This is a genomic window from Saccharothrix sp. HUAS TT1 (assembly GCF_040744945.1).
Classification (GTDB): domain Bacteria; phylum Actinomycetota; class Actinomycetes; order Mycobacteriales; family Pseudonocardiaceae; genus Actinosynnema.
In genome coordinates, this window is sequence record NZ_CP160453.1 from 2,511,927 (window position 1) to 2,534,769 (window position 22,843).

The 22,843-nt window shown below is 73.9% G+C and carries 20 protein-coding genes; 7 read left to right on the forward strand and 13 right to left on the reverse strand.

The genetic code is table 11. The annotated features are described in order from the left end of the window. Window positions 1-53: 53 nt before the first annotated feature. On the reverse strand, window positions 54-296 hold the full coding sequence (locus AB0F89_RS12265; protein ID WP_367135581.1) for a DUF2630 family protein: 243 nt from the start codon (window positions 294-296) through the stop codon (window positions 54-56). Window positions 297-452: 156 nt separating this feature from the next. Here AB0F89_RS12265 and AB0F89_RS12270 point away from each other — a divergent pair, with 156 nt between their 5' ends. Beyond that, complete coding sequence (locus AB0F89_RS12270; RefSeq protein ID WP_367135583.1) at window positions 453-2,222, forward strand: M14 family zinc carboxypeptidase; 1,770 nt, start codon at window positions 453-455, stop codon at window positions 2,220-2,222. Window positions 2,223-2,301: 79 nt separating this feature from the next. Here the strand turns inward: AB0F89_RS12270 and AB0F89_RS12275 are convergent, their stop codons facing one another. Next, window positions 2,302-3,930: a glycosyl hydrolase family 18 protein gene (locus AB0F89_RS12275; protein WP_367135585.1), complete on the reverse strand. Its 1,629-nt coding sequence runs from the start codon at window positions 3,928-3,930 to the stop codon at window positions 2,302-2,304. Between the two features lie 264 nt (window positions 3,931-4,194). Here AB0F89_RS12275 and AB0F89_RS12280 point away from each other — a divergent pair, with 264 nt between their 5' ends. Beyond that, complete coding sequence (locus AB0F89_RS12280; RefSeq protein ID WP_367135587.1) at window positions 4,195-5,277, forward strand: serine hydrolase domain-containing protein; 1,083 nt, start codon at window positions 4,195-4,197, stop codon at window positions 5,275-5,277. 152 nt (window positions 5,278-5,429) lie between these two features. On the opposite strand, the gene AB0F89_RS12285 is transcribed toward AB0F89_RS12280, so the two are convergent. Continuing rightward, the gene (locus tag AB0F89_RS12285; RefSeq protein WP_367135589.1) at window positions 5,430-5,891 is read right to left on the reverse strand and encodes a heme-degrading domain-containing protein; all 462 of its coding nucleotides are present in this window, start codon (window positions 5,889-5,891) and stop codon (window positions 5,430-5,432) included. A 94-nt stretch (window positions 5,892-5,985) separates the two neighbouring features. Between AB0F89_RS12285 and AB0F89_RS12290 the strand changes: the two genes are divergently transcribed. Together AB0F89_RS12290 and AB0F89_RS12295 are read left to right on the forward strand one after the other, a co-directional pair. Continuing rightward, on the forward strand, window positions 5,986-7,026 hold the full coding sequence (locus AB0F89_RS12290; protein ID WP_367135591.1) for an ROK family protein: 1,041 nt from the start codon (window positions 5,986-5,988) through the stop codon (window positions 7,024-7,026). Window positions 7,027-7,081: 55 nt separating this feature from the next. Then, a complete protein-coding gene (locus AB0F89_RS12295; RefSeq protein ID WP_367135593.1) occupies window positions 7,082-7,831 on the forward strand; it encodes a PP2C family serine/threonine-protein phosphatase in 750 nt (249 codons plus the stop codon). Between the two features lie 34 nt (window positions 7,832-7,865). Here AB0F89_RS12295 and AB0F89_RS12300 read toward each other — a convergent pair whose 3' ends face one another. The 5 genes from AB0F89_RS12300 to AB0F89_RS12320 form a co-directional block, all read right to left on the reverse strand. Continuing rightward, complete coding sequence (locus AB0F89_RS12300; RefSeq protein ID WP_367135595.1) at window positions 7,866-8,195, reverse strand: hypothetical protein; 330 nt, start codon at window positions 8,193-8,195, stop codon at window positions 7,866-7,868. Between the two features lie 87 nt (window positions 8,196-8,282). Next, complete coding sequence (locus AB0F89_RS12305; protein ID WP_367135597.1) at window positions 8,283-9,455, reverse strand: alginate lyase family protein; 1,173 nt, start codon at window positions 9,453-9,455, stop codon at window positions 8,283-8,285. Window positions 9,456-9,498: 43 nt separating this feature from the next. Continuing rightward, window positions 9,499-10,446 (reverse strand): MFS transporter, encoded by a 948-nt coding sequence (locus AB0F89_RS12310; RefSeq protein ID WP_367135599.1) that lies wholly within the window; start codon window positions 10,444-10,446, stop codon window positions 9,499-9,501. 109 nt (window positions 10,447-10,555) lie between these two features. After that, window positions 10,556-11,836 (reverse strand): PepSY-associated TM helix domain-containing protein, encoded by a 1,281-nt coding sequence (locus tag AB0F89_RS12315; RefSeq protein ID WP_367135601.1) that lies wholly within the window; start codon window positions 11,834-11,836, stop codon window positions 10,556-10,558. Between the two features lie 71 nt (window positions 11,837-11,907). Then, window positions 11,908-12,429 (reverse strand): hypothetical protein, encoded by a 522-nt coding sequence (locus AB0F89_RS12320; protein ID WP_367135603.1) that lies wholly within the window; start codon window positions 12,427-12,429, stop codon window positions 11,908-11,910. Between the two features lie 425 nt (window positions 12,430-12,854). On the opposite strand from AB0F89_RS12320, the gene AB0F89_RS12325 reads away from it, so the two are divergent. Next, complete coding sequence (locus AB0F89_RS12325; RefSeq protein ID WP_367135604.1) at window positions 12,855-15,533, forward strand: AAA family ATPase; 2,679 nt, start codon at window positions 12,855-12,857, stop codon at window positions 15,531-15,533. Window position 15,534: 1 nt separating this feature from the next. Here AB0F89_RS12325 and AB0F89_RS12330 read toward each other — a convergent pair whose 3' ends face one another. Continuing rightward, window positions 15,535-16,299: an NAD(P)H-binding protein gene (locus AB0F89_RS12330; RefSeq protein WP_367135606.1), complete on the reverse strand. Its 765-nt coding sequence runs from the start codon at window positions 16,297-16,299 to the stop codon at window positions 15,535-15,537. Between AB0F89_RS12330 and AB0F89_RS12335 the strand changes: the two genes are divergently transcribed. Continuing rightward, window positions 16,286-17,026: a helix-turn-helix domain-containing protein gene (locus AB0F89_RS12335; RefSeq protein ID WP_367135608.1), complete on the forward strand. Its 741-nt coding sequence runs from the start codon at window positions 16,286-16,288 to the stop codon at window positions 17,024-17,026. The genes AB0F89_RS12330 and AB0F89_RS12335 overlap by 14 nt on opposite strands. Before the next feature lie 42 nt (window positions 17,027-17,068). On the opposite strand, the gene AB0F89_RS12340 is transcribed toward AB0F89_RS12335, so the two are convergent. From AB0F89_RS12340 to AB0F89_RS12350, 3 genes are read right to left on the reverse strand one after another with little or no spacing between them, the layout of a single operon-like run. Beyond that, the gene (locus AB0F89_RS12340) at window positions 17,069-18,289 is read right to left on the reverse strand and encodes an MFS transporter (protein ID WP_367135610.1); all 1,221 of its coding nucleotides are present in this window, start codon (window positions 18,287-18,289) and stop codon (window positions 17,069-17,071) included. 43 nt (window positions 18,290-18,332) lie between these two features. Next, window positions 18,333-19,148: a phosphotransferase gene (locus tag AB0F89_RS12345; protein WP_367135612.1), complete on the reverse strand. Its 816-nt coding sequence runs from the start codon at window positions 19,146-19,148 to the stop codon at window positions 18,333-18,335. Window positions 19,149-19,178: 30 nt separating this feature from the next. Further along, window positions 19,179-20,594 (reverse strand): PLP-dependent aminotransferase family protein, encoded by a 1,416-nt coding sequence (locus AB0F89_RS12350; protein ID WP_367135614.1) that lies wholly within the window; start codon window positions 20,592-20,594, stop codon window positions 19,179-19,181. A gap of 37 nt (window positions 20,595-20,631) precedes the next feature. Between AB0F89_RS12350 and AB0F89_RS12355 the strand changes: the two genes are divergently transcribed. Further along, entirely contained in the window at window positions 20,632-21,534 is a 903-nt protein-coding gene (locus tag AB0F89_RS12355; protein ID WP_367135616.1) for a DMT family transporter, read from the forward strand. A gap of 26 nt (window positions 21,535-21,560) precedes the next feature. Here AB0F89_RS12355 and AB0F89_RS12360 read toward each other — a convergent pair whose 3' ends face one another. Next, a complete protein-coding gene (locus AB0F89_RS12360; protein ID WP_367138854.1) occupies window positions 21,561-22,802 on the reverse strand; it encodes an RNA polymerase sigma factor in 1,242 nt (413 codons plus the stop codon). Window positions 22,803-22,843: the final 41 nt, after the last annotated feature.

Consider the following 22,843-nt stretch of genomic DNA (forward strand, 5'->3'; position numbering starts at 1 on the left):
GGTCAACCCCCGGCTCCCGACCGCCGCGGCGCCCGATCCCGGCCGGCGGTCCGCTACTGCCGGTAGCCCTCCACGGTGCCGGGGTCGCGCGGCTCCGCGCCGTCGGGGTCCATGCCGGCGGCCCGCCGCGCCCGGCGCTGGCGCAGCAGGTCCCACGTCTGGTCCAGGGCCACTTCGAGGTCCCGCAGCCGCCGCACGTCACCCTCGCCCAGGCCCTCGCCGATGCGCGAGCCCTCCAGCCGGTGCTCTTCCTCCACCAGTTGGGTGATTCGGGCGACCAGTTCTTCGTCCGTCACGATTCCTCCTCCATCCGGACCAAGAGCCGGGGTACCTCGACGCCATCTGTCAAAACCCCGTCCGCCGACGGCCAGGAACGGCCGGTCGGCGGGTGTGCAAGGTGGCCCCCGGTGCCCCATCCTCCTGCTCGAACCCTGCCTGTAGGAGGAACGACCGTGAAGTCGACCAGACGTTCACTGCTCACGCTGGCCATAGCCGGCGTCGCGGCGGCCGCGGTGGTCACCGGGGGCGTCCCCGGCACCGCCGGCCCCGCCCCCGAGGTCACCGCCGCACCCGCCGGACCGACCTACGTCTACAAGGTCCACGCGCCGCTCGGCGCCGCCGCCCAAACCCTGCTCGGGCGCGGCTTCGACGTGCTGGAGGACCGGGACGGCGACTACCTGTTCGTGCTCGGCGACGCGGGCACCGGCGGCCGGATCGAGGAAGCCGGATTCACCGCCGTCATCGACGAGGTGCTGCCCGCGCCGGAGTGGCAGCCGCCCGCCAAGAAGTCCCAGTCGCCCACGTTCGACGCGGCCGACATCAACGAGACGTACTACGGCGGCTACCGCACGATCAACGCGCACTGGTCGCACCTGGACCAGGTCGCGCAGCAGTACCCCGGCCTGGCCACGCTGGTCGACTACGGCGACTCCTGGCGCAAGACCCAGGGCTCGGGCGGCTACGACCTGCGCGCCGTCTGCATCACCAAGAAGAACGCGGGCGACTGCGCGCTGAACCCCTCCGCGCCCAAGCCCCGGTTCTTCGTGATGGGCCAGCTGCACGCCCGCGAGCTGACCACCGGTGACACGGCGTGGAAGTGGATCGACCACCTGACCACCGGCTACGGCGCCGACGCCGAGGTCACCGCGCTGCTGGACACCACCGAGGTGTGGGTGGTGCCGATCGCCAACCCGGACGGCGTGAACATCGTGCAGCAGGGCGGCAACTCGCCGCGCTACCAGCGCAAGAACGCCAACACCACGAACGGGTCGAACTGCTCGGGCACGTCGTCGTCGCAGGTCGGCGTCGACCTCAACCGCAACACCGACTCGCACTGGGGTGGCTCGGGCACGTCGTCCAACCCGTGCGACCAGACCTACAAGGGCCCGTCGGCGAACTCCGAGGTGGAGACGCGGGCGTTGCAGGCGCTGTGGCGCAACCTCTACCGCGACCGCCGCGGCACCGGCGTCACCGACGCCGCGCCCGCCGACACCACCGGCGTCGTGATCTCCATGCACAGCTACTCGAACCTGGTGCTGTTCCCGTGGGGCTGGACGACGTCGTACAAGACGGGCAACGACGCGCCGCTGCGCGCGATGGCCAAGGACATGGCGACGATGGCCGGCGGCTGGCAGTACGGGCAGCCGGGCGAGGTGCTGTACAACGCGGCCGGCGCGACCGACGACTGGGTGTACGACGACCTGGGCGTGGCGTCGTTCGTGTGGGAGATCGGGCCGTCGTCGGGCGCCTGCTCCGGGTTCTTCCCGGCGTACTCGTGCCAGGCGTCGACGTTCTGGCCGAAGACGAAGCCGATGCTGATGTACGCGGCGAAGAAGGCGGCCAACCCGTACGGCGGCGGCGGCAACCCGCCGGTCGGCTGCGCGAAGGCCACCAACGACACCGACGTCGCGATCCCGGACAACGGCGCCGCCGTGACCAGCACCATCACCATCACCGGGTGCGAGGGCACGGCCTCGTCGTCCACGCAGGTCGGGGTGAACGTCGTGCACACCTACCGGGGTGACGTGGTGATCGACCTCGTCGCGCCGGACGGCTCGTCGTACCGGTTGAAGGCGTCGAACAACGACTCGGGCGACAACATCGACACCACGTACACGGCGAACGTCTCGTCCGAGGCGCGCAACGGGGCGTGGAAGCTCAAGGTCCAGGACGTGTACTCGGCCGACACCGGGTACCTGAACTCGTGGAGCCTGACCCTCTAGGCAGGTCGGGTCACGAACGCCGAACGGCGAAGGGCCCCGCGGGCAGCTGCCCGCGGGGCCCTTCCTCGTGCCGGTCGCGCTACTTCAGACCGTTGCCCATGGCGGTGATCAGCTCGCCGTTGGCGGTGTCACCGTCGAGCGCCCAGAAGAACGCGCCGCCCAGGCCCTGCGACTTGGTGTAGCTCATCTTCCCGCCGATGGTGGCCGGGGTGTCGTAGCTCCACCAGTTGTTGCCGCAGAACGCGTACGCGGTGCCCGCGACGGTCCCGGTGGCCGGGCAGGTGTTCTTCAGGACCTTGTAGTCCTCGATGCCTGCCTCGTAGGTGCCGGGAGCCGCGCCGGTCGCCGTGCCGCCCGGGGCGGCCTGGGTGACGCCGGTCCAGCCGCGGCCGTAGAAGCCGATGCCCAGCAGCAGCTTCGACGCCGGGACGCCCTTGCTCTTCAGCTTCTGGATCGCCGCGTCGGAGTTGAAGCCCGCCTGCGGGATGCCGGGGTAGGAGGTGAGGGGGGAGTGCGGAGCCGTCGGGCCCTTGGCGTTGAACGCGCCGAAGTAGTCGTAGGTCATGACGTTGTACCAGTCGAGGTACTGCGCCGCGCCGCCGTAGTCGGCCGCGTCGATCTTGCCGCCGTTGGAGCCGTCCGCCGTGATGGCGGCGGTGACCAGGTAGTTGGCGCCGAAGCGGGCGCGCAGGGCCTGGGAGACCGTCTTCATCGAGCTGAAGCCGGAGGTGTCGCAGGTCAGGCCGCAGGCGTTCGGGTACTCCCAGTCGATGTCGATGCCGTCGAACACGTCCGCCCAGCGCGGGTCCTCGACCAGCTTGTAGCAGGACTCGGCGAACGCCGCCGGGTTCTGGGCCGCCTGGCCGAAGCCGCCGGACCAGGTCCAACCGCCGAACGACCACAGCACCTTGATGTGCGGGTACATCTTCTTCAGCTTGCGCAGCTGGTTGAACGAGCCGCGCAGGGCGCCGGTGTCCCAGGTGTCCGCGACGCCGTCGACGGAGTTCGCGGCGGTGTACGCCATGTCGTAGTCGGCGTAGGCGTCACCGATGGTGCACTGGCCGTTCTGCACGTTGCCGAACGCGTAGTTGATGTGCGTCAGCTTCGAGGCCGAGCCGGAGGTGTGGATGTTCTTGACGAAGTACTGGCGGCCGTAGACGCCCCACTGGGTGAAGTAGCCCAGGTTCTTCCGCGAGCCGACCGGCGGGTTGCTGGTGGTCGTGGTCGGACCCGTCGTGGTGGTCGTCGTGGTCGTGGTCGTCGTCGTGGTGGTCGTGGTGGTCGTCGTCGGGTTGGTCCCGCCGGCGTCGCACGACGCGCCGTTCAGCTTGCAGTTGAGCGGGCCGCTGAACGCGCCGGAGTAGGTGACGTTGAAGCCGAAGCTCACCGTCCCGCCCACGCCCACGGTGCCGTTCCACGTGTTCTTGACCGTCACGTGCTGGCCGCTGGCGGTGTGGGAGCCGTCCCACAGGGAGCTGACCCTGTGCCCGGAGGGCAGGTCGAACTCGACCGTCCACGACGTCAGCGCGGACGTGCCGCCGTTCTTGATCGTGTACTTGCCCTCGTACCCGGTGCCCCAGTCCGAGCCCTTGGTGAAGGTGGCCGAGACACCGCCCGCGCCGCTGGCCGCGGGCGCGACCACCAGTCCCACCACCAACGTGGCGACCGCCACGAACAACGCTGTGACATGCCATCGGATCTTGGACATCGTGCTCCTTGTCAGGAAAGGAGTGCAGGGTTGACGCCACCATGTGGTTCAGACCACTTCACGGTCAAGGTCTAGACCATTCTCGTCACTCGAATGGAGTAGTCGCAGGACCTTCGGAACCGGTTCCGAAGAACAGCGACCACTAGGGGTGGATGAGCCTAAAGTCGCGTCGACCCCAAGACCAGGGTCGGACGTGGGCGTGTGCCGGGACGGCCAGACTCGGAGCCGTCGAGGGGGTCTCGACGGAAGAGGGAGGAGCCGTTGATGGGCAAGAGGGGAATCGCCCTGGCCGCCGTCGTGGGGTTGGCGGTCGCGGGCGTCGGCGGCACGGCGGTGGCCGAGCCCGCCGGCCGGGTCGACCGGCAGGTCGTCCAGCGGGCGTTGGACGCCATGGCGCGCACGGGCGCGCAGGGCGTGCAGGTCCGGGTCACCGACGGGCGGCGCGAGTTCACCGCCCGCGCCGGCACGGCCCGGGTCGACTCGCCGCGGCCCGTGCCGACCGACGGCCGGTTCCGGGTCGGCAGCATCACCAAGACGTTCGTGTCCACCGTCGTGCTCCAGCTGGTCGGCGAGGGGGAGGTCGACCTGGACGCGCCCGTGGGGCGCTACCTGCCCGGCCTGCTGCCGGACGGCGACCGGATCACCGTGCGGCACCTGCTGCAGCACACCAGCGGCCTGCACAACTACACGCTCGTGCTGCCGCAGGACCTGTCCGAGCGGTTCCGGACGTGGACGCCCGCCGAGCTGGTGGCCCTGTCCACCGCCCGGCCGCTCGACTTCCAGCCGGGCACGGGCTGGAACTACTCGAACACGAACTACGTGGTGGCCGGGCTGCTGGTCGAGGCGGTCACCGGCAGGCCGTACGGCGCGGAGGTCGCGCAGCGCGTCCTGCGGCCGCTCGGGCTGCGCTCGACGGTCGTGCCCGGCGCCCGGAGCGACATCCCCGGCCCGCACGCGCACGGCTACCTCAGGGACGGCGGCGAGGTCGTGGACATCACCGAGATGAACCCGTCGGTCGCGTACGCGGCGGGCGAGATGATCTCCACGACGGCGGACCTGGACCGGTTCGCCGACGCGCTGCTGGACGGCCGCCTGCTCCGCCCGGCGCAGCGGGCCGAGCTGACGTCGGCGCTGCCGACCACCAACGGCTACGGCCTGGGCGTCGAGCGGACCGACCTGCCGTGCGGCGGGTCCGTCTGGGGGCACGGGGGCAGCATCCCCGGCTACGCCAGCCTGATGCTCAGCACGCCGGACACGAAGACGCGCCTGGTCGTGTCGCTGACGTTCGCCCCCGACCCCGCCGACGTCCAGGGCTTCGACGAGCTGCTGAACGAGGTGTTCTGCTGATCGCGGCGCCCGCCCGAGGAGTGGTCTAAGGCGGTGAGGGGCTTCCCGGGGGTGGTCGGGAGGCCCCTCACCGCCTGCCCGACGTGCGTCCGGGGGCAGGACGCGTCGGGTGGAGGGGCGCCGCGGCTGGGCGGCAGCCGGTGCGCCCGTGGTCACCGCGAGGCCAGGAACTCCGCCACCTGCTCGACCACGAAGGCGTGGTCGTCGGCCTGCGGCAGGCCGGACACGCCGACGGTGCCGACCACGCCGACACCGGCCACGGTCACCGGGAACGCGCCGCCGTGCGCGGCGTAGCGGTCCGGGTCCAGCCGGGAGTCCACCTCGAACGACTTGCCGCTCACCCGGAAGCTCTCGCCGACCCGGTAGGAGCTCTGCCCGTACCGGTCGACCACCCGGCTCTTGCGGTCGATCCACTCGTCGTTGTCCGCCGACGTGCCCGGCAGCGCCGCGTGGAACAGCCGCTGCTGCCCGCGCCGCACCGAGATCGTCACCGGCAGCGACCGCTCGCGGGCGGCGTCGAGCAGGAACGCGCCCAGCGCCAGCGCCACGTCGTTGTCGAACGACGTGAACACCAGCCGGGCCTCCTGCTCGACCAACGTGTCCAGCAAGCTCACGGCGACACCACCTGTCCGGTCCGGGCGGGTGCGACCGCCGTCCTCCGATTAAAGCAACGCCGTGTAGTTAAGCGCCAGGTGCGATGATGGACCCGTGGCCAACTTGCGCTTCCTGCGGGGGTACAACGACGCGGTGGTGCTCGGGCTGGCCAGGTCCGGCGCGGTGACCAGGGTCGAGCTGGCCGATCGCAGCGGTCTCACGCCGCAGGCCGTGTCCAAGGTGGTCAGCAGGCTCATCGACGACGGCCTGCTGGTCGAGTCCGGCACCCGCAACGTCGGCGTCGGCAAGCCGCGCACCCTGCTCAAGCTGGTCGCCGACAGCAGGCTGGCGCTCGGCGCCCAGGTCGAGCGGGACGAGCTGCGGGTCGTGCTCACCGACCTCGCCGGCACCGTCCTGGACCGCGCGGTCGCCCCGCTGCCGCGCGACTTCGACCCGCCGACGTTCGTGGCCGAGCTGAACCGGCTGGTCGACCACCTGCGCAGCGACCGCATCCTCGGCGTCGGCATCGGCTTCGTCGGTCCGCTCGACCACCGCACCGGCGTGGTGCACTACCCGACCGGGCTGACCGAGTGGCAGGACGTGCCGCTGCGGGCGTTGGCCGAGCAGCGGCTCGGCCTGCCGGTCGTGCTCGACAAGGACACCAACACGGCGGTCGTCGCCGAGGCGTGGCGGCGCGGCGAGGAGCTGCGGGACGCCGTGCTCGTGCTCGTCGGCACCGGCCTGGGCATCGGCATGCTGCTCGACGGCCGCGTGCACCGGGGCGTGCGCACCAACGCGGGCGAGTACGGCCACACCACCCTCCAGCTCGACGGACCGCTGTGCGTGTGCGGGCGCAGCGGGTGCGTCGAGGCGCTGCACAACCTCGCCGCCGGGCGCGGCGACCTGGTCGAGGCGACGTCCGTCGTCGGCGTGGCCGTGGCCGACCTCGTGCAGCTGCTCGACATCGACCACGTGGTGCTGGCCGGTCGCGCGGTGCTCGCCGAACCCGCCGCCTACCTCGAAGGCGTGCGCGCCCGGATGCCGAAGGACGAGTGGCTGCCGGTGGACGTGTCGATCACCCCGTTGGGGGATGACGTGGTCGCCGCGGGGGCTGCGATGCTCCTCCTGAGCGAGTTCTACGGCCGTCCCAGGTAGCCGGATTCGACATGCCCTGCTCACGGGCACTCGTGCGGGTGATTCACTGTGCGGCATGTATGCGCTCCGGTACGCCGTCGGCACCGACCCCGGCCTGCGCCGTGAAGCGAACGAGGACTCCGTGCACTTCAGCGAACGCCTGTTCGCCGTCGCCGACGGCATGGGCGGTCACGCGTACGGCGAAGTGGCGAGTTCCATCGCGGTCGCGGTGCTGGCCGACCTCGACGTGGACTCCGACGACCCGCTCGGCGAGCTGTCCGGCGCGACCAGGGAGATCGCCATCCGGCTGACCGACCTGGCCGAGGAGAACTTCGACATGCGCGGCATGGGCACCACGCTCACCGCGCTGCTCTGGGACGGCGAGCGGTTCGCGGTCGGGCACATCGGGGACTCGCGGTGCTACGTCGTGCGCGGCGGTGAGCTGGCGCAGGTCACCCGGGACCACACGATGGTGCAGGCGCTCGTGGACGACGGGCGGATGGCCGCCGAGCAGGCCGCCGAGCACCCCGGCCGGTCCATGCTGATGCGCGCCCTGCAGGCGGGCAGCGCGCACGACCCGGACCTGTTCTTCCAGGAGGTCGAGGTCGGCGACCGGTACCTGATCTGCTCGGACGGGCTGTCGGACGTGGTGGGCCCGGCGGAGATCGCCGGGCTGCTGACCGCGTCGGCGGACGGCGACGCGACGGTGCGGTCGCTGATCGAGGCGGCCAACGCGGGCGGCGGGCCGGACAACATCACCTGCGTCGTGATCGACGTGCTGCCGTCGGGCGACTCCTCGTGGCTGCCGGACTGGCTGACCGGCTGACCCCGACCGGCTGACCGGTTGGTCGGTTGGTCGGCTAGGGCGAGATGCCGAGCAGGTCGCGCAGCGCCGCCTCGCCGGTCGGGGTGAGGCGGACGGCGCGGCCCGTGCCGATCCGGCGTACCCAGCCCCGGTCGTGCAGGTGGCCGCACACGTGCGCGCCCGCCGCGCCCGCGAGGTGGGAGCGGCGCTCGGTCCAGTCCAGGCACGCCTTGGCCGGCGGTCGGCGGGTGGCCGGCGGGGTGAACGCGAGCTCGTCCCGCAGCCGGGCGAGGCCGTCGTCGGTGACGGCCAGCTGGACGTAGCGGTGCCGGCCCTGGCGGCGTTCGACCAGGAGACCGCCCCCACCACCCCGCGAGTCGAACACTCAGGACCCCCGAGTTCAACATTCAGGCCGAACGTCGGTGACGCGAACGTTCGACTCGGGGGTCGCGAGTGTTCGACTCGCGCGGGGTCAGGAGGGGTTGGTGGCGTGGGTCAGGGTTTCCCAGCCGATGAAGAGGCGGTCGGTGGCGGCGGGGCGCTGGCGCTCGGTGAGGGTCTGGGTGTTGGTCATGGCGATGCCCAGGCGGGTGTGCAGGGCGTTGAACGCGACCTCGGTGGTCGGGCCGAGGGCCTGCTCGCGCGTGCCGCCGCACAGCCAGGACGGCATCGGCTCCACGCCCAGCTGGTACTTGGCGTGCAGCCCGTAGGCGTGGCGCAGGCGCTCCCGCACCTCGCCCCACAGGTCCTGGCCCTGGTGCCGAGCGGTCTCCGCGATGTGCGCGGCGGCGGCCAGGCCGTAGCCGGTGTGGGTGAAGTCCCGGCACGTCTCCTGCGACAGCCCGTTCACGAACGTCGTCTGCCCGTGCCAGTACGAGACGATCTCGTCCCGGGTGTCGATGCCGCTGCCCGGCGGTGTCCGGGGCAGCGCGCCGTCGGTGGTCAGGTAGACGTACGCGGGCATCCTGGTCCGGAAGGTCGACACCGCCCGGTCGTACACCGCGCGGTCCTCCAGGAACACCGCGATCCCGATCGTCGCCTCCATCATGGACAGTTCCCAGTTGCCGTTCGTCGCCGGCCTGCCGTTCACGACCTCCGGCAGGTAGACGTCGCGCAGCATGGTCGCGAACCGCCCGGCGTTCGGCCAGTTCCCGTGCACGTGCTTGATGATCTCCGCCGCGCGCGGCCACGAGGAGCCCGCCCACGCGGTCTGCAGCGGCGCGTTGCTGTTGGTGTGGTCGCGGATCGTGGCCGACCACGCGTCCATGATCTCGATCGCCTTCGCCGCGTAGCGGTTGTCCCGCGTCACGTACCACGCCAACGACAACGTGTACGCCGCCAACGCGTCCTCGCGCTCGTCGGTGCACCCGTAGTTGGGGTTGGAGTACGACCCGCACTCCACCACCGCGCGCGGTTTCGGCACGCGGGACAGCGAGGCGAACGGGTGCGCCAGCATCTGGTCGTACGCCCCGCGCCACGGCTGCGCGCCCGCGTTCACCTTGGCCCGCACGAAGTCCAGCTGCGACTTGCTCACCAACACCCCGGGGTGGGCGAACGTGGCCGGAGCCGCCGTCGAGGAAGACGGCGCCACGACCACCAGGCTGGCCGCCACCAGGGCGGCGGAGAAGACCGATTTCCCACGCATGCAACGGAGTTTGTGTGGTCTGGACCACCAGCGTCAACACCGTTCACGGTGGTGAAACGACCGGCTCGTCCGGTTCCGGCCGGGTGCGCTCCCAGCCGTGCGCGAACGCGATCGGCAGCACCAGGACCGCCACCGCGACCACGCCGCCGACCACCCAGGCCCCGTGCACGGCGAACGAGAACACCTCGCTGCCCAGCCCCGCCACCGACGTCACGGTCGCCCGCGCGTCGCCGGTGATCCTCGCCTGCAACCGGGCCTCCGCGCTCACCAGCACCAACCGGTAGACCCCGTAGAACACCGCGACGACCGCCAGCCCCGCCGGGTGCCCGACCAACCCCGCGCCACCCAGCAGCACCGCCGCACCGCCGCACCGCACCCCCGACGGCGCCCGCGTGCCGCCCAACGCCGCCCCGGCCGCGCCCGCCAACGGGATCGCCACCGTCGCCGGCGGCGCCAGGCCGATCGGCGCCCGCCAGCCCGCCGCGATCAGCGGGAAGTACTCCTCGACCGCGTCGACGGCCGCCGGCACGGCCACCACCAGCACCGGGAGCCGGACGTCGGGCGCCCGCACGGTCTCCGACAGGCCGGACCGCAACACGGCCAGGTAGCTCCCGGGTTCCGGTCGCGGCGCCTCCGGCAGCCGGGTCGCCACCAGCGCCGCGCCCAGGCACGTCGCCACGCTCACCCACCCGACGAGCGCGAACCCGCCCGTCGAGAACAGCGCCACCGCCGGCAGGGCGGCGGGCGCCTGCGCCGGCAGACCGACCGCCGTGACCTGACCGAACACGTGCCCGAAGTGCTCGTCGGCGCCGGCGCCGACGACCGACCACTTCCGGGAGAACCGGTCGGCGAACGCGCCGAAGGGCACCTCCGCGACGACCGCGACCGCGGACCAGATTGCGAACAGCGCCGAGACCTGGGCGTCGGACAACCCGGTGGCCACGAACAGCAGCGCGTACAGCGGGTAGATCGGCACGGTGTCGGCCGGCACCGCCCAGCCCACCGCGAGGCGGGCCGGCGGCCGAGCCGGGGGCGGTAGGGGGCGTCAACCGAAGCGCACGGCGCAGGCTGACCCCGACCCGGCTCGGCCGTCGCGCGGTTTACCCGGCCACCGGCTCGGCGACGTCCTCGCCCCGCCGCGACCGCCTGCTCAGCACGGCGTCCACCAGCAGGAACGCCAGCAGGCTCAGCCCGAACAGCGGGATGAACCAGCCCACCGCGGCGGCCACCACGAGCACCACGAACAGCTGCGCCCGCGGCGCCTTCCGCCACTGCCCGCGCGGCACCGGCCGGCCGAACCCGCGGGTCGGGCGGCGCAGCCACCACACCCGGTAGCCCAGCAGCACCAGGCCGACCAGGCCGAGGCCGAGCGCCAGCAGCAGGAGCTGGTTGGGCCAGCCGAACAGCACGCCCATGTGCACGTCGATGCCCCACCGGGCGAGCTTGGCGGCGAACGGGTAGTCGGCGAACCGCACCTCGTCCACGACCTCGCCGCCGTTGACGGCCACCGCGTCCACCTGGGTCGGCCAGCCGCGATCGATCTCGGTGACGTTCCACGCCATCCCGGCCATCGGCGGCACGGTGATCTCGATGGCGCCCGCGTCGATGCCCGCGGCCCGCGCGGTGGCGAGCACGGAGTCCACCTGGCCCGGTGGAGCGGGGATCGGGTCGGTCATGTCGTGCCCGGCGTGGTCGCCGCCGCCCGCCAGCGCGGGGGTGCTCCAGTTGAGCGCCGCGCGCAGGTCCGAGACGTTCTCCCCGGCGTAGGTCGACCAGGTCAGGCCGGTCGCGGACAGGAACAGCGCGCCGACCAGCACCCACAGGCCCAGCTTGGCGTGCCGCTCGGTGGTCGGCTTGACCCGCTGCGCGCGGCGGCGGCTGAACCACAGGAACACGCCGCCCAGCGCCACCACCCACAGCCAGGACGCGGCCAGCTCGCTGTAGAGCCGACCGGGTTCGCCGAGCAGCAGGTTGCGGTGCAGGGAGTCGATCGTGGTGCGCAGCGGCAGCACGCCGCTGGTGCCGTAGGTCATCAGGTCGCCGACGACGGCGCCGTCGCCGGGGTTGACGAACACGGTCGGCCGCGCGTCACCGTCGCCGGCGAACAGCACGCGGGTCGTCGCGCCCGGTTCGGGCGCCGGTCGGACGGCGACCAGGTCGTCGCCTGGCCGGCTGGCCATGGCGGCCTTCACCTGCTCCGACAACGGCACGGTCGACGTGGGGGCGGGCACTCGGAGCTGGTCCGAGTAGAGCCACGACTCCACTTGCGGTGTCGCGGCGTAGAGCACGCCGGTGAGCGCGGCGATCAGCACGAACGGGCCGACCAGCACACCCGCGTAGAAGTGGAAGCGCAGCACTAAGCCGCGCCAGGATTCGGTCATGGCGAAGAACTCCTAGGTGTGGGGAGTGCCACCGGTCCCGATGACGGGACGGTGGTGGGGGGATTCGTCACCTAGGAGCGGGGCGGTCCGCGCCGGGGCACGGTGCGGCGGCGCAGCACTTCCGACAACGGGTGCCGCGGGTGCGCGGCGATCGGGATGCGCAGCGGCGCGAACGCGGGCGGCGGGCTCAGCCGGCGCGGCAGCACCGCCGCCAGGACGGCGGCCAGCCGGAACACGGCCCGCTCGAAGCCCGCCAGGGCGGCCACGACGATCGTCGTGGCCGCCACGTGGGTCAGCAGCACCGCCGGCGAGGGGAGCACCTCGCGCGGGTGCCTCGACAGCACGGCCAGGAACACGTGCGCGGCCACCTGCACCACGCCCACCAGGCCGAGCAGTTCGGCGAACCCGAGTTGCCGGTCGGTCAGGGGCCCGCACGTCCAGGCCATGGCCAGCGTGAAGACCAGCAGGTGCGGCAGGGACGGCAGGTGACCGCCGCCGCTCGCGTGGGCGAGCACGGCCAGCAGACCGGTGGACAGCCCGACCGCGCCGCAGCGCACGACGCGCGCGACGCCTCTGGTCGGAACCGGTGCCACGCTTGCGGAGCGTAGCGCCGCGATCGCCCGGCATGAAGGGCGAATCTTCGGCGGTGGCGGGGCGCGCCGGACCTCGTCGTCCTGGCGACCCCTATTCCCGGCTGTCCGGCAACTCGGTTGGAATATCTTTCGGATCGGGTTGGAATAGTGCCGGTCAGTTGTAGGGCATTCCGCCGAATGGGCTGGTGGCTACCTCCGCGGCAGTCGTGAAGAGGGTGACCACCAGGACGGCGATGAGCACTCGGCCGATTCGCATGCGTTCTCCAGTCGACAGGGTCGGGGAATTCCGGCGATTACCGTGGCAGTAGCCGGAGCGGTGTGCAGCGTAATCGGCGTGAACAAACTGCAAAATGTGCGGCAGGCAGGTTAATTGGGAAAAAATGTAACACCTTGTTAACCTGGCGAGCGCAACGTATTCTTGTGGTGTGCGCGCCGTCACACTGCGCCTCGCCGGCCGCGAGCGTGAGCTGGGACGCCTCCTGGCGCTGGTGGACGACCTGTCCCAGGGGCGGGGAAGCGCGCTGCTCGTGGAGGGTGAGCCGGGGATCGGCAAGACCGCGCTGGTCAGGGTGACGTGCGACGCGGCGGCGGCCCGCGGTTTCCGGGTGTGCCGGGGCGCGGGCGACGAACTCGGCCGACCGCTCCCGCTGCTGCCGCTGCTCGACGCGCTCGCGGTGGCCCGGTCGGAGAGCGCCGCGGTCACCGCCGAACGCCTGCTGGCCCGCGTGGACGACCTGTGCGCCGTCGGCCCGGTGGTTCTGGTGCTGGACGACCTGCAGTGGGCGGACGAGGCGAGCGTCGCGGTGTGGCGGCGGCTGGCGGGTCTGGTGCCGCAGCTGCCGCTGCTGCTGATCGGCGTGCTGCGACCGCTGCCGCGCCGCGGCGACCTGGCGGTGCTGCGCAGCGGCGTGCTCCGATTACCGGTGCCGCGCCTCGCGCCGTCCGCGGTGGTCGAGCTGACCGGCCAGCTGGTCGGCGGCACGCCGGACGAGGCGCTGGCCCGGTTGGCCGAGGACGCCGGCGGCAACCCCCTCTACCTGGTCGAGCTGGTCGAGGCGCTGGTCCGCGGCGCCGCGATCGAGACCGACGCGACCGGCACGGCCCGGCTGGTCGACTCCGGTGTGCCGCCGTCGCTGTCGGCCGCCATCGCGGACCGGATCGGGTTCCTCGGCGCGGACGTGCGGCGGGTGCTCGTGGCCGCCGCGCTGCTCGGCGTGGACTTCCCGGTCGCCGACCTGGCCGCGGTGCTCGGCGTGCGGGTGGTGGAGCTGCTGCCCGCGCTGCAGGAGGCGACCGTGGCGGGCGTGCTGGTGGACGGCACGGCCGGCCTGTCGTTCCGGCACCCGCTGGTGCGCACCGCCCTGTACGACGAGGTGCCCGAGGCGGCGCGCGGCGCGTGGCACGTCGAGGCGGCCCGCGCGCTGGCCGACACGGGCGCGGGCGTCGACCGGGTCACCCGGCAGCTGCTCGCCGCCGACGACCGGGTGCCCGACTGGGTGGCGGACTGGCTGGTGCTGCACGGCTCGATGCTCGTCGCGCACGCCCCCGAGGCCGCCGTGGACCTGTTCGGCCGGGTGGTGATCGCGCCGAACGCCGGGACCAGGCGCGGCGTGCTGCTGGCGCACCTGGCCGAGGCCAGGTTCCGGCTGGGCGACCACCACGGCGCGGAAGCCGTCGCGCTGGCCGGCCTGGAGCACGGCACGCTCGTCGACCTGCACTGGACGCTGGCGCAGTGCCGCAGCATGACCGGCCGTTCGGCGGAGACGCTGGTCGAGGTGGAACGGGCGCTCGGCGCGCCGGACCTCTGCTCGGCGGACCGGGCGCGGCTGCTCGTGCTGGCCGCCCGCGCGCACTGGGACATGGGCGACCTGGACGCCGCCGAGCGGCTGGCCCGCGCGGCGCTGGTCGACGGCGACCGGTGGGCCACCAGCTGGGGCCTGCACGTGCGCACGATCGTGGCGATGGCGCGCGGTCGGATGGCCGAGGCGCTGCCGCTGTTCGACCGGGCGCTGGCGGTGGCCATGGGCGAGCCGGCGACGTCGGACCTGCGGCTGCTGCTCCAGATCAACCAGGCGGTGACGCTGGGCGAGCTGGACCGCGGCGCGGAGGCCATCGCGTCCGCGCAGGTGGTCCGGCACGCCGCCGACCAGGTCGGCAACCTCGTCCGGCTCGGGCAGGCGCAGAGCGCGCTGGGGCAGCTGCTGCTGGACGCGGGCCGGTGGGACGAGGCGCTGGTGGACGTCGACCTGCTGGCCGACGACCTGAAGCACCCGATGGTGTCGCGGTGCGACCACGGCGTGGCGGCGTTGATCCACCTGCACCGGGGTGACGCGGCCGGTGCCCGGCGGCACCTCGACGCGGCGGGCACCGGGCTCGAAGGGCACGTGATCGGGCCGCTGGCGCTGGCCGTGAGCCTGGAGCTGGAGCAGGCCGGACGGGTGCGCGAGGCGTGGTCGGTGCTGACCGGGTGGGACTGCGTGGAGGACCTGCTGCCGGACTTCGTGCGGCTGGCCGCGGAGCTGGGCGAGGACGCCTCCGCCGCGGTCGTGCACGCCGAGGCGCTGGCCGCCGAGCTGGACGTGCCGCACCGGCGGGCGTCCGCGGCCTACTGCCGGGCGCTGGTGTCGGCCGACCCGGTGGCGCTGCTGCGCGCGGCCGAGGAGTACCGGGTGGCGGGCCGGCCGCTGTTCCGGGCCAAGGCGCTGGCGGCCGCGGCGGAGCGGTTCGCGGCGGCGGGCGACCGGTCGTCGGCGCGGGCGGCGTTGAGCCACGCGGTGGACGTGCAGGCGGAGCTGGGCGCGGAGTGGGACTCGACCCGGCTGCTGGCCCGGATGCGGGAGCTCGGCATCCGGCGCGGCCCGCACGCGAAGCACCGGCGGGCCACGCACGGCTGGGAGAGCCTGACCCCGACGGAGCTGAAGGTCACCGAGCTGGTGGTGGCGGGGTTGTCGAACCGGCAGATCGGCGAGCGGCTGTTCCTGTCCGGTCGCACGGTGGCCACGCACGTGTCGCACGTGCTGGCGAAGCTCGGGGTGCGCTCCCGCACCGACATCGCCCGCGAAGCCGTGTCCAACGGTGTCGCGGGCGACGTCGCCTGGAAGTAGGTCAGGACCGCGGGAAGTTCTCCCGCGCCCAGGTGGCGTAGTCGCGGGCCGGTCGGCCCAGGACCTCGGCCACGTCGTCCGACAGCAACGCGCCGCCGCCGGCGCGCACCGCCTTCAGCCCTTCCGCGTACGGCGCGGGCAGCGAGTCCGGCGAGATGTCCACAGTGGACAGCGGATGGCCCAGGACCTCCGACAGCACGGCGACCTGCTCCGGCACGTTCAGCAGCTCCGGCCCGGTGAGCACGTACGTCCGGCCGCGGTGGTCGCCGAGCAGGGCCGCCACCGCCACCTCGGCCAGGTCGCGCGGGTCCACGACGCCGAGCCTGGCCGTGCCCATCGGGTTCGGGATCGGCTCGCCGGCGGCGACCCGCGGCGCCCACTGCAGCGAGTTCGACGCGAACACGCTGGGGCGCAACAACGTCCACGACGGGAACGCGCGAGCCGCCTCCTCGCCGGGTCCGTGCCACCGGGCGACCGGCCCGAGCGGGATCGCGGACAGCTTCACCACCTTCGACACGCCCGCGCGTTCCGCCGCGTCGAGCACGGCCAGCTCGTAGGCGGGCAGGTCGGCGGTGCCGGGACCGAGCAGGAACACCGCGTCCACCCCCTCCATCGCCCGGTCGAGGGACGCCGGATCGGCGCCGTCACCGAACACCTGGTCGCCGGTCGGCGTGCGGGACATGGCGCGGAAGGGGGCGCCGCGGTCGGCGAGGAGGCGGACGACCTCACGGCCGGTGGTGCCGGTGGCACCCGTGATCAGCAACATGGTCACAGCCTGGCCGACCGGGTCCGGGAAGGTCTTGGACGATTCGGCGGTTGTCGTGGACGTGGAGGAGCGCCTGCGACCCTGGGTCACCGCGATCGGCACCCAGTCGTTCACCGGCGAGCGGTTCGTGCACGCGCCGGACGCGGCGACCACGCTGGTCGTCTGCACGGCGTCCGAGGGCGCGTTCGTGGTCGGCCCGCGCGACCGGGCCCGCTACACCACCGGGCCGGCGGCGCGGCGGACCGTGGTCCGGCTGGCGCCGGGGCGGGCGCAGGCGGTGCTGGACGTGCCGGTGGACGAGCTGGTCGACCGGGTGGTGCCGCTGAGCGAGGTCTGGGGACGGCCGGTGGGCGACGTGGCCGCGCTGCGGTCGGCGCTGCTCGACCGGCTCGCGTCGACCGACCCCGAGCGGTCGGACCTGGTGCACGCGGCGGTGCGGCTGCTGCGCACGCGTGGCGTGGCGGACACCGCGCGGGCGCTCGGCACCAGCGAGCGGCACCTGCGCACGGTGTTCACCCGGGCGGTCGGGCTGTCGCCCAAGCGGTACGCCCGCGTCGACCGGGTGCGGCGGGTGGTGGCCCGGGGCGGGCGCGGCGGGTGGGCGCGGCTGGCGGCCGAGCTCGGCTACTACGACCAGTCGCACCTGAGCCGGGAGTTCCGGGCCACGATGGGCGTGCCGCCCGGCGCCTACCTCGCCGGGGACCTGCCCGCGGCCACCTACTGCTAGCGGTCGCGGGCGAACAGCGCGAGCCCGCCCGGTCGCACGGCGCTACAGCCGGGCCGTGCGGACGGCGGACGAGGTGATCCAGACGGCCTGGCCGACCAGCCCCACCACGGCGGTCCACAGCGCGGGCCGGGTGCCGAGCCAGTCGGCCAGCAGGCCGCCGGCCAGCGCGCCGAACACGACCATGCCCCGGTTGACCGACCGCATGGTGGCGTTCATCCGGCCGAGGAGCCGGTCCGGCGTGATCGACTGCCGGTAGCCCATCTCCACCGGGCCGTCCAGGCCGATCGACAGGAAGAACACGAACTGCGCCGCGCACAGCAGCGCGAACCCCGTCCCGCCGGACGTCGCCAACGGCGCCAGCGCGTAGGCCGCCGGCGGCAGCCAGCGGGCGGCCACGATCACCGGGCCGACGCCGAACCGCCGGCCCGCCGCCCCGGACAGCGACGCGCCGAGCAGCCCGCCGAACCCGCCGACGGCGAACGTGACGCCGAACAGGAACGCGTCGAAGCGCAGCTCGTCCAGCACCAGCACGGTGTAGATCGCGGAGACCATCGACGTGAACAGGAACCACGCGTGCGTCGCGAAGGCCAGCGGCCGGAGCACTTCGTGCCGGTAGACCCAGCGCAGCCCCTCCCGCACCTCGGCGCGCAGGTCGCGCTCGGGCGGCGGCTCGACCGGCGGCTCCAGCTTCCGCAGGGTGGCCAGCACCAGGCCCGACACCAGGTACGACACCGCGTCGACCAGGATCGCGAGCGGCCCGCCGATCAGCTTGACCAGCGCGCCGCCGACCAGCGGCCCGAAGCCCTGCGCCGCCGAGCGGGTCTGCTCCATCCGCGCGTTCGCGTCGGTGAGCCGCGCGGTCGGCACCAGCACCGGCAGGAACGACTGGTGCGCCGCGTCGTGGAACAGCGACAGCGCGCCGAAGACGAACACCAGCGCGATCAGCAGCGGCATGGTGAGCGTCCCGGTGAACGCCATCAGCGGGACCAGGGCCAGCACGGCGGCGCGGGCGAGGTCGGCGCCGATCAGCACCGGCATCCGCCGCCCGCGGTCCACCAGCGCGCCCGCGACCAACCCGAACAGCAGGTAGGGCAGCCAGCGCGCGGCTTCGAGCATGCCGACGGCGGTGGCGGACGCGCCGAGCGTCAGCACCGCCACGGCCTTGAGCGCCAGCGCGGTGACGTGCGTCCCGGCCAGCGACACCGCGTCGGCCGCCCAGAACCGCGCGAAACCCGGCCGGCGCAGCAGTCCACCGTCCGCCATGCGGCCACCCCCCGTGGCCACCCTGTCAAACGCGGCCACCCTGTCAAAGCCAGGGGCCCGCTGCCGGCGCCCGGTCCCGCCGCAACCGGGCGACGACGTCGACGAGCCCTTCGCGGACGATCACCGGGTCGTCGTGGTCGAGCCCGAAGAGGACGTGGTGCCAGGGGCCGAGCCGGTGCCGGACCAGCGCGCGCTCGCGCTGGTCGTCGGTCGCGCCGTAGGCGTCGGCCACCGCGTCGGCGAACTCCGGCGTGGCGCCGTGCAGGGGCCAGGCCAGGTCGACCGCCGGGTCGCCGAGGTGCGCGTCACCGAAGTCGATCACGCCGGTCAGCTCGCCGTCCGCGGTCAGCACGTGGTCGGGTCCGAGGTCGCCGTGCACGAGGGCGTGGTCGACCGGCCGCCGTCCCGCCGCGAGCACCGCGTGCGCGTCCTCGTGCAGGTCGGCCGGCAGCAGCGGCAGGACTTCGGCCTCGAACCGGGCCGCGCCCCGCCCGGCGCCCGGAACGCCGAGGCGGGCCGGTTCGCCGGTCGGGCAGTCGTGCAGGGCGCGCAGGAACAACCCCAGCTCGCGCCCGCGCTCCGGGCGGGCCATCGGCTCACCGGGCACGAGCAGGTGCCGCACCGCGAACGGCTCCTCCGACACCACCTCCGGCACCGGCACGGGCAGCGGCAGGCGCGGGGCGAGCCACGGCAGCAACCGGGTCTCCCGGCGCAGCTGGTCCACCACCTCCGGCCGCCGCGGCCGGCGCTCGACCCAGCGGCCGTCCACCAGCCGGGCCGCGCTGTCCCAACCGCAGCCGAGGTCCACCCCGGTGCGCCGCGGACCCGCCGCGCTCGACCGGCGCCCGTCCCGGCTCATCGCCGACCGCGACGGGCACGGGGGCCGGGGTCACCGCTCGGTCGCACGGCTCAACGCCTCCCCGATGACGCGTGCCGCCTCGGGGAAGCGGTCCGGGTCCGGACCCGAGTAGTTGAGCCGGACGAAGTTGCCGGACGGCTCGGCGGGGAACCACTCGGCCCCGGTCGCGATCACGACGCCCCCGGCCTCGCAGTCGCGGGCGAGCCGGTCCAGGTCGGTCGCGTCGGGCAGCCGCGCCCACAGGTTGAGCCCACCGGGCGGCACGTGGTCCAGGTGCGCGTCCGGCACGTGCTCGGCCAGGGCGTCGACCAGCAGGTCCCGCCGGTCGCGCAGCCGCTGGCGCAGGCCGCGCAGGTGGGTGCGCCAGCCGGGCTGGGTGACGACGTCCAGCGCCGCCGCCTGGAGCACGCCGCTGACGTACACCGACTCGGCGCCCCGGTCGGCCAGCACCCGGTCCCGCGCCGGCCCGCGGGCGACGACGGCGGCGACCCGGATGGCCGGTGACACGCTCTTGGTCAACGAGCGCAGGTAGACGACGTGGTCCGCGTCGTCGTGCGCCGCCACCGGCCGCGCGCCGGTGTCGATCCCGAAGTCGTGCGCCCAGTCGTCCTCCACCAGGAACGCGCCGTGCGCGCGGACGACGCCCAGCACCCGGTCGACCAGGTCCGGCGACCACTGCGCGCCGGTGGGGTTGGCGTAGTTCGGCTGGGCGTAGAACGCCCGCGCCCCGGTCTCCTCGAACGCGCGCGCCAGCTCGTCCGGGTCCGGACCGGACGGGCCGCTGGGCACCGGGACCACCCGCGCGCCGGCCTGCGTCGCCGCCAGGATCGCGCCCCAGTAGCTCGGCGACTCGATGAGCAGCGGCTGCCCGACGCCCACCAGGGACCGGAAGACCGAGCTGAGCCCGCTCTGGCTGCCGGGCAGCACCACGACGTCGCGCGGCGCGGGCGGTGTGGTCCCGGGCGGGGTCGCCGCGGCGAGCTCGGTCGCGAACCACGCCCGCAGCTCGGGCAGCCCGGCGGTGTCCGACCTGGTCAGCGCGGCGTCGGCGCGGGCGGCCCTGGTGAGGGCGGCGCGCACCAGCCGCTCCGGGAGCAGGTCGCGCTCGGGGTAGCCGGCGTGCAGGCCGATCGCGTCCGGCAGGTTGCCGCGCAGCGGCGTGGCCAGCACGGGCAGCCGGGCGCTCGGCGCGCGCAGGGCGCCGGTCTGCCAGCCGTAGTCCGGCGGTTGCGCGGTCCGCGCCGCCCGCACGAACGTGCCGACGCCCGGTCGCGGCTCGACCAGCCCGAGCGCGGTGAGCGCGTGCACCGCTTTCTGGACGGTGACGGGGCCGGCGCCGTGCTCCGCCATCAGCGCCCGGGTGGACGGCACCCGCGCACCCGGCGGCGCCTGCGCGATCCACTCGCGCAGGCCGGCCATGATGCGTGCGCTGCTATCGTTGGACATGTCGGCAAACGATAGCGCTATCGACGAATCGGCAGCCGTGCTACCGCAAAAGCGTGAGTCGGAGCGGGCAGGGTTGGCGTGGGGCCTGCTCGGCGTGGTGGCGTTCTCGTTCACCGTCCCCTTCACCCGCGTCGCCGTCGGCGGCTTGTCGCCGCTGTTCATCGGCTCGGGCCGCGCGGTCGTCGCGGCACTGCTCGCCGCCGCCGCGCTCGCGCTGACCGGGCAGTCCCGGCCGAGGGGCGGGCAGTGGGCGCGGCTGGCCGTGGTCGCGGGCGGAGTTGTCGTCGGCTTCCCGGTCCTGACGTCCTACGCGCTCACCACCGCCTCGGCCGGCCACGCCGCCGTGGTGATCGCGCTGCTGCCCGCGGCGACCGCCGCCATGGCCGTGGCCCGCGGCAAGGAGCGGCCACCTCGGTCGTTCTGGGTCATGGCCGCGGTGGGCGCCGTCGCCGCGCTGGTGTTCGCCTCCGCGCAGGGCGGCGGGTTCGGCCGGCCGCACTGGTCGGACCTGCTGCTGTTCGGCGCGGTCGCCGCCGCCGCGGTCGGCTACGCGGAGGGCGGGCTGCTGGCCCGCGAGCTCGGCTCCTGGCAGACGGTGTCCTGGGCGCTCGTGCTGTCGGCGCCGGTGATGGCCGTGCTCGCGGTCGTCTCGGCGGTCCGGCAGCCACCGTCGGCGACGGCCGCGCAGTGGGCGGCGTTCGGCTACCTGGCGGCGGTGAGCATGTTCCTCGGCTTCTTCGCCTGGTACCGAGGGCTGGCGATCGGCCCGATGGCGCGGGTCAGCCAGGTGCAGCTGGTCCAGCCCGTGCTGACCATCGGGTGGGCGGCGCTGCTGCTGCGCGAGGAGCTGACCTGGCCGACCGTCCTCGGCGGGCTGGCCGTCGTCCTCTGCGCGGGCGTCGCCGTGCGCATCCGCCTCGACCGGGCGCGCCGCACCTGACGCGCCGCGCCTGACGCGCCGGTCGCCTAGCAGCGGGCGGCCCGGTCGAGCAGCAGCCTGCGCTCGCGCTCGTTGCGGGTCAGCCCGGCCGCCCGCTCGAACTCCACCCGCGCCTCGGCGGGCCTGCCCACCTTGACCAGCAGGTCGCCGCGCACGCTCGGCAGCAGGTGGTAGTCCCGCAGCGCGGGCTCGTCCAGCAGCTCGTCCACCAGTTCCAGCCCGACCTCCGGGCCGAACGCCATCCCGATCGCCACCGCGTGGTTCAGCTCCACGATCGGCGACGGCGCGACCAGCGACAACGCCTCGTAGAGACCGGCGATCCGGGTCCAGTCGGTGTCCTCCGGCGCCCTGGCCCGCGCGTGGCACGCGGCGATGGCGGCCTGCAACGCGTACGGGCCGCCCGCGCCGCCCAGCGACTCGGCCGTCGCCAGCGCCGCCAGGCCGCGCCGGATCAGCAACTGGTCCCAGCGCGCCCGGTTCTGGTCCAGCAGCAGCACGGGCTCGCCGTCCGGGCCGACCCGCGCCCTGGCCCGGGACGCCTGCACCTCCAGCAGCGCCACCAGGCCGTGCACCTCGGGCTCGCGCGGCACCAGGCCGGCCAGCACGCGGGCCAGCCGCAGCGCGTCCTCGCACAGCGCCGGGCGCATCCAGTCGTCGCCCGCGGTGGCCGAGTAGCCCTCGTTGAAGATCAGGTAGATCACGCCGAGCACGGACGCCAGCCGGGCGTCCCGCTCGTCCTCCGCCGGCACCTCGAACGGGACGCCGGCCTTGGCCAGCGCCTTCTTCGCTCGCACGATCCGCTGCGCCACGGTCGCCTCGGGCACCAGGAACGCGCGGGCGATCTCGTCGGTGGTCAGGCCGCCGAGCAGCCGCAGGGTCAGCGCCACCTGCGCCTCGGTCGACAGCACCGGGTGGCACGCGGTGAACACCAGCCGCAGCAGGTCGTCGTCGATCTCGCCGACGGTGGCCGACGCGTCCGGCGCGTGGTCGGCCTCGGTGTCCCGCCCGACCTGCTCCAGCTTGCGCCGGTAGTTCCGCTCCCGCCGGATCCGGTCGACGGCCCGGTTCTTCGCGGCCGTCATCAGCCACGCGCCCGGGTTGCGCGGCACGCCCTGCTCCGGCCACTGCTCCAGCGCGCTGACCAGCGCGTCCTGCGCCAGCTCCTCGGCCAGCCCGACGTCGCGCACCAGTCGCGCCAGCCCGGCGATCAGGCGGGCGGACTCGATCCGCCACACCGCCTCGACCGCACGACGCGCATCGGTAGCCATCACGACCGGGGATCAGATCAGCTACCGACGCGCGTCGGCAA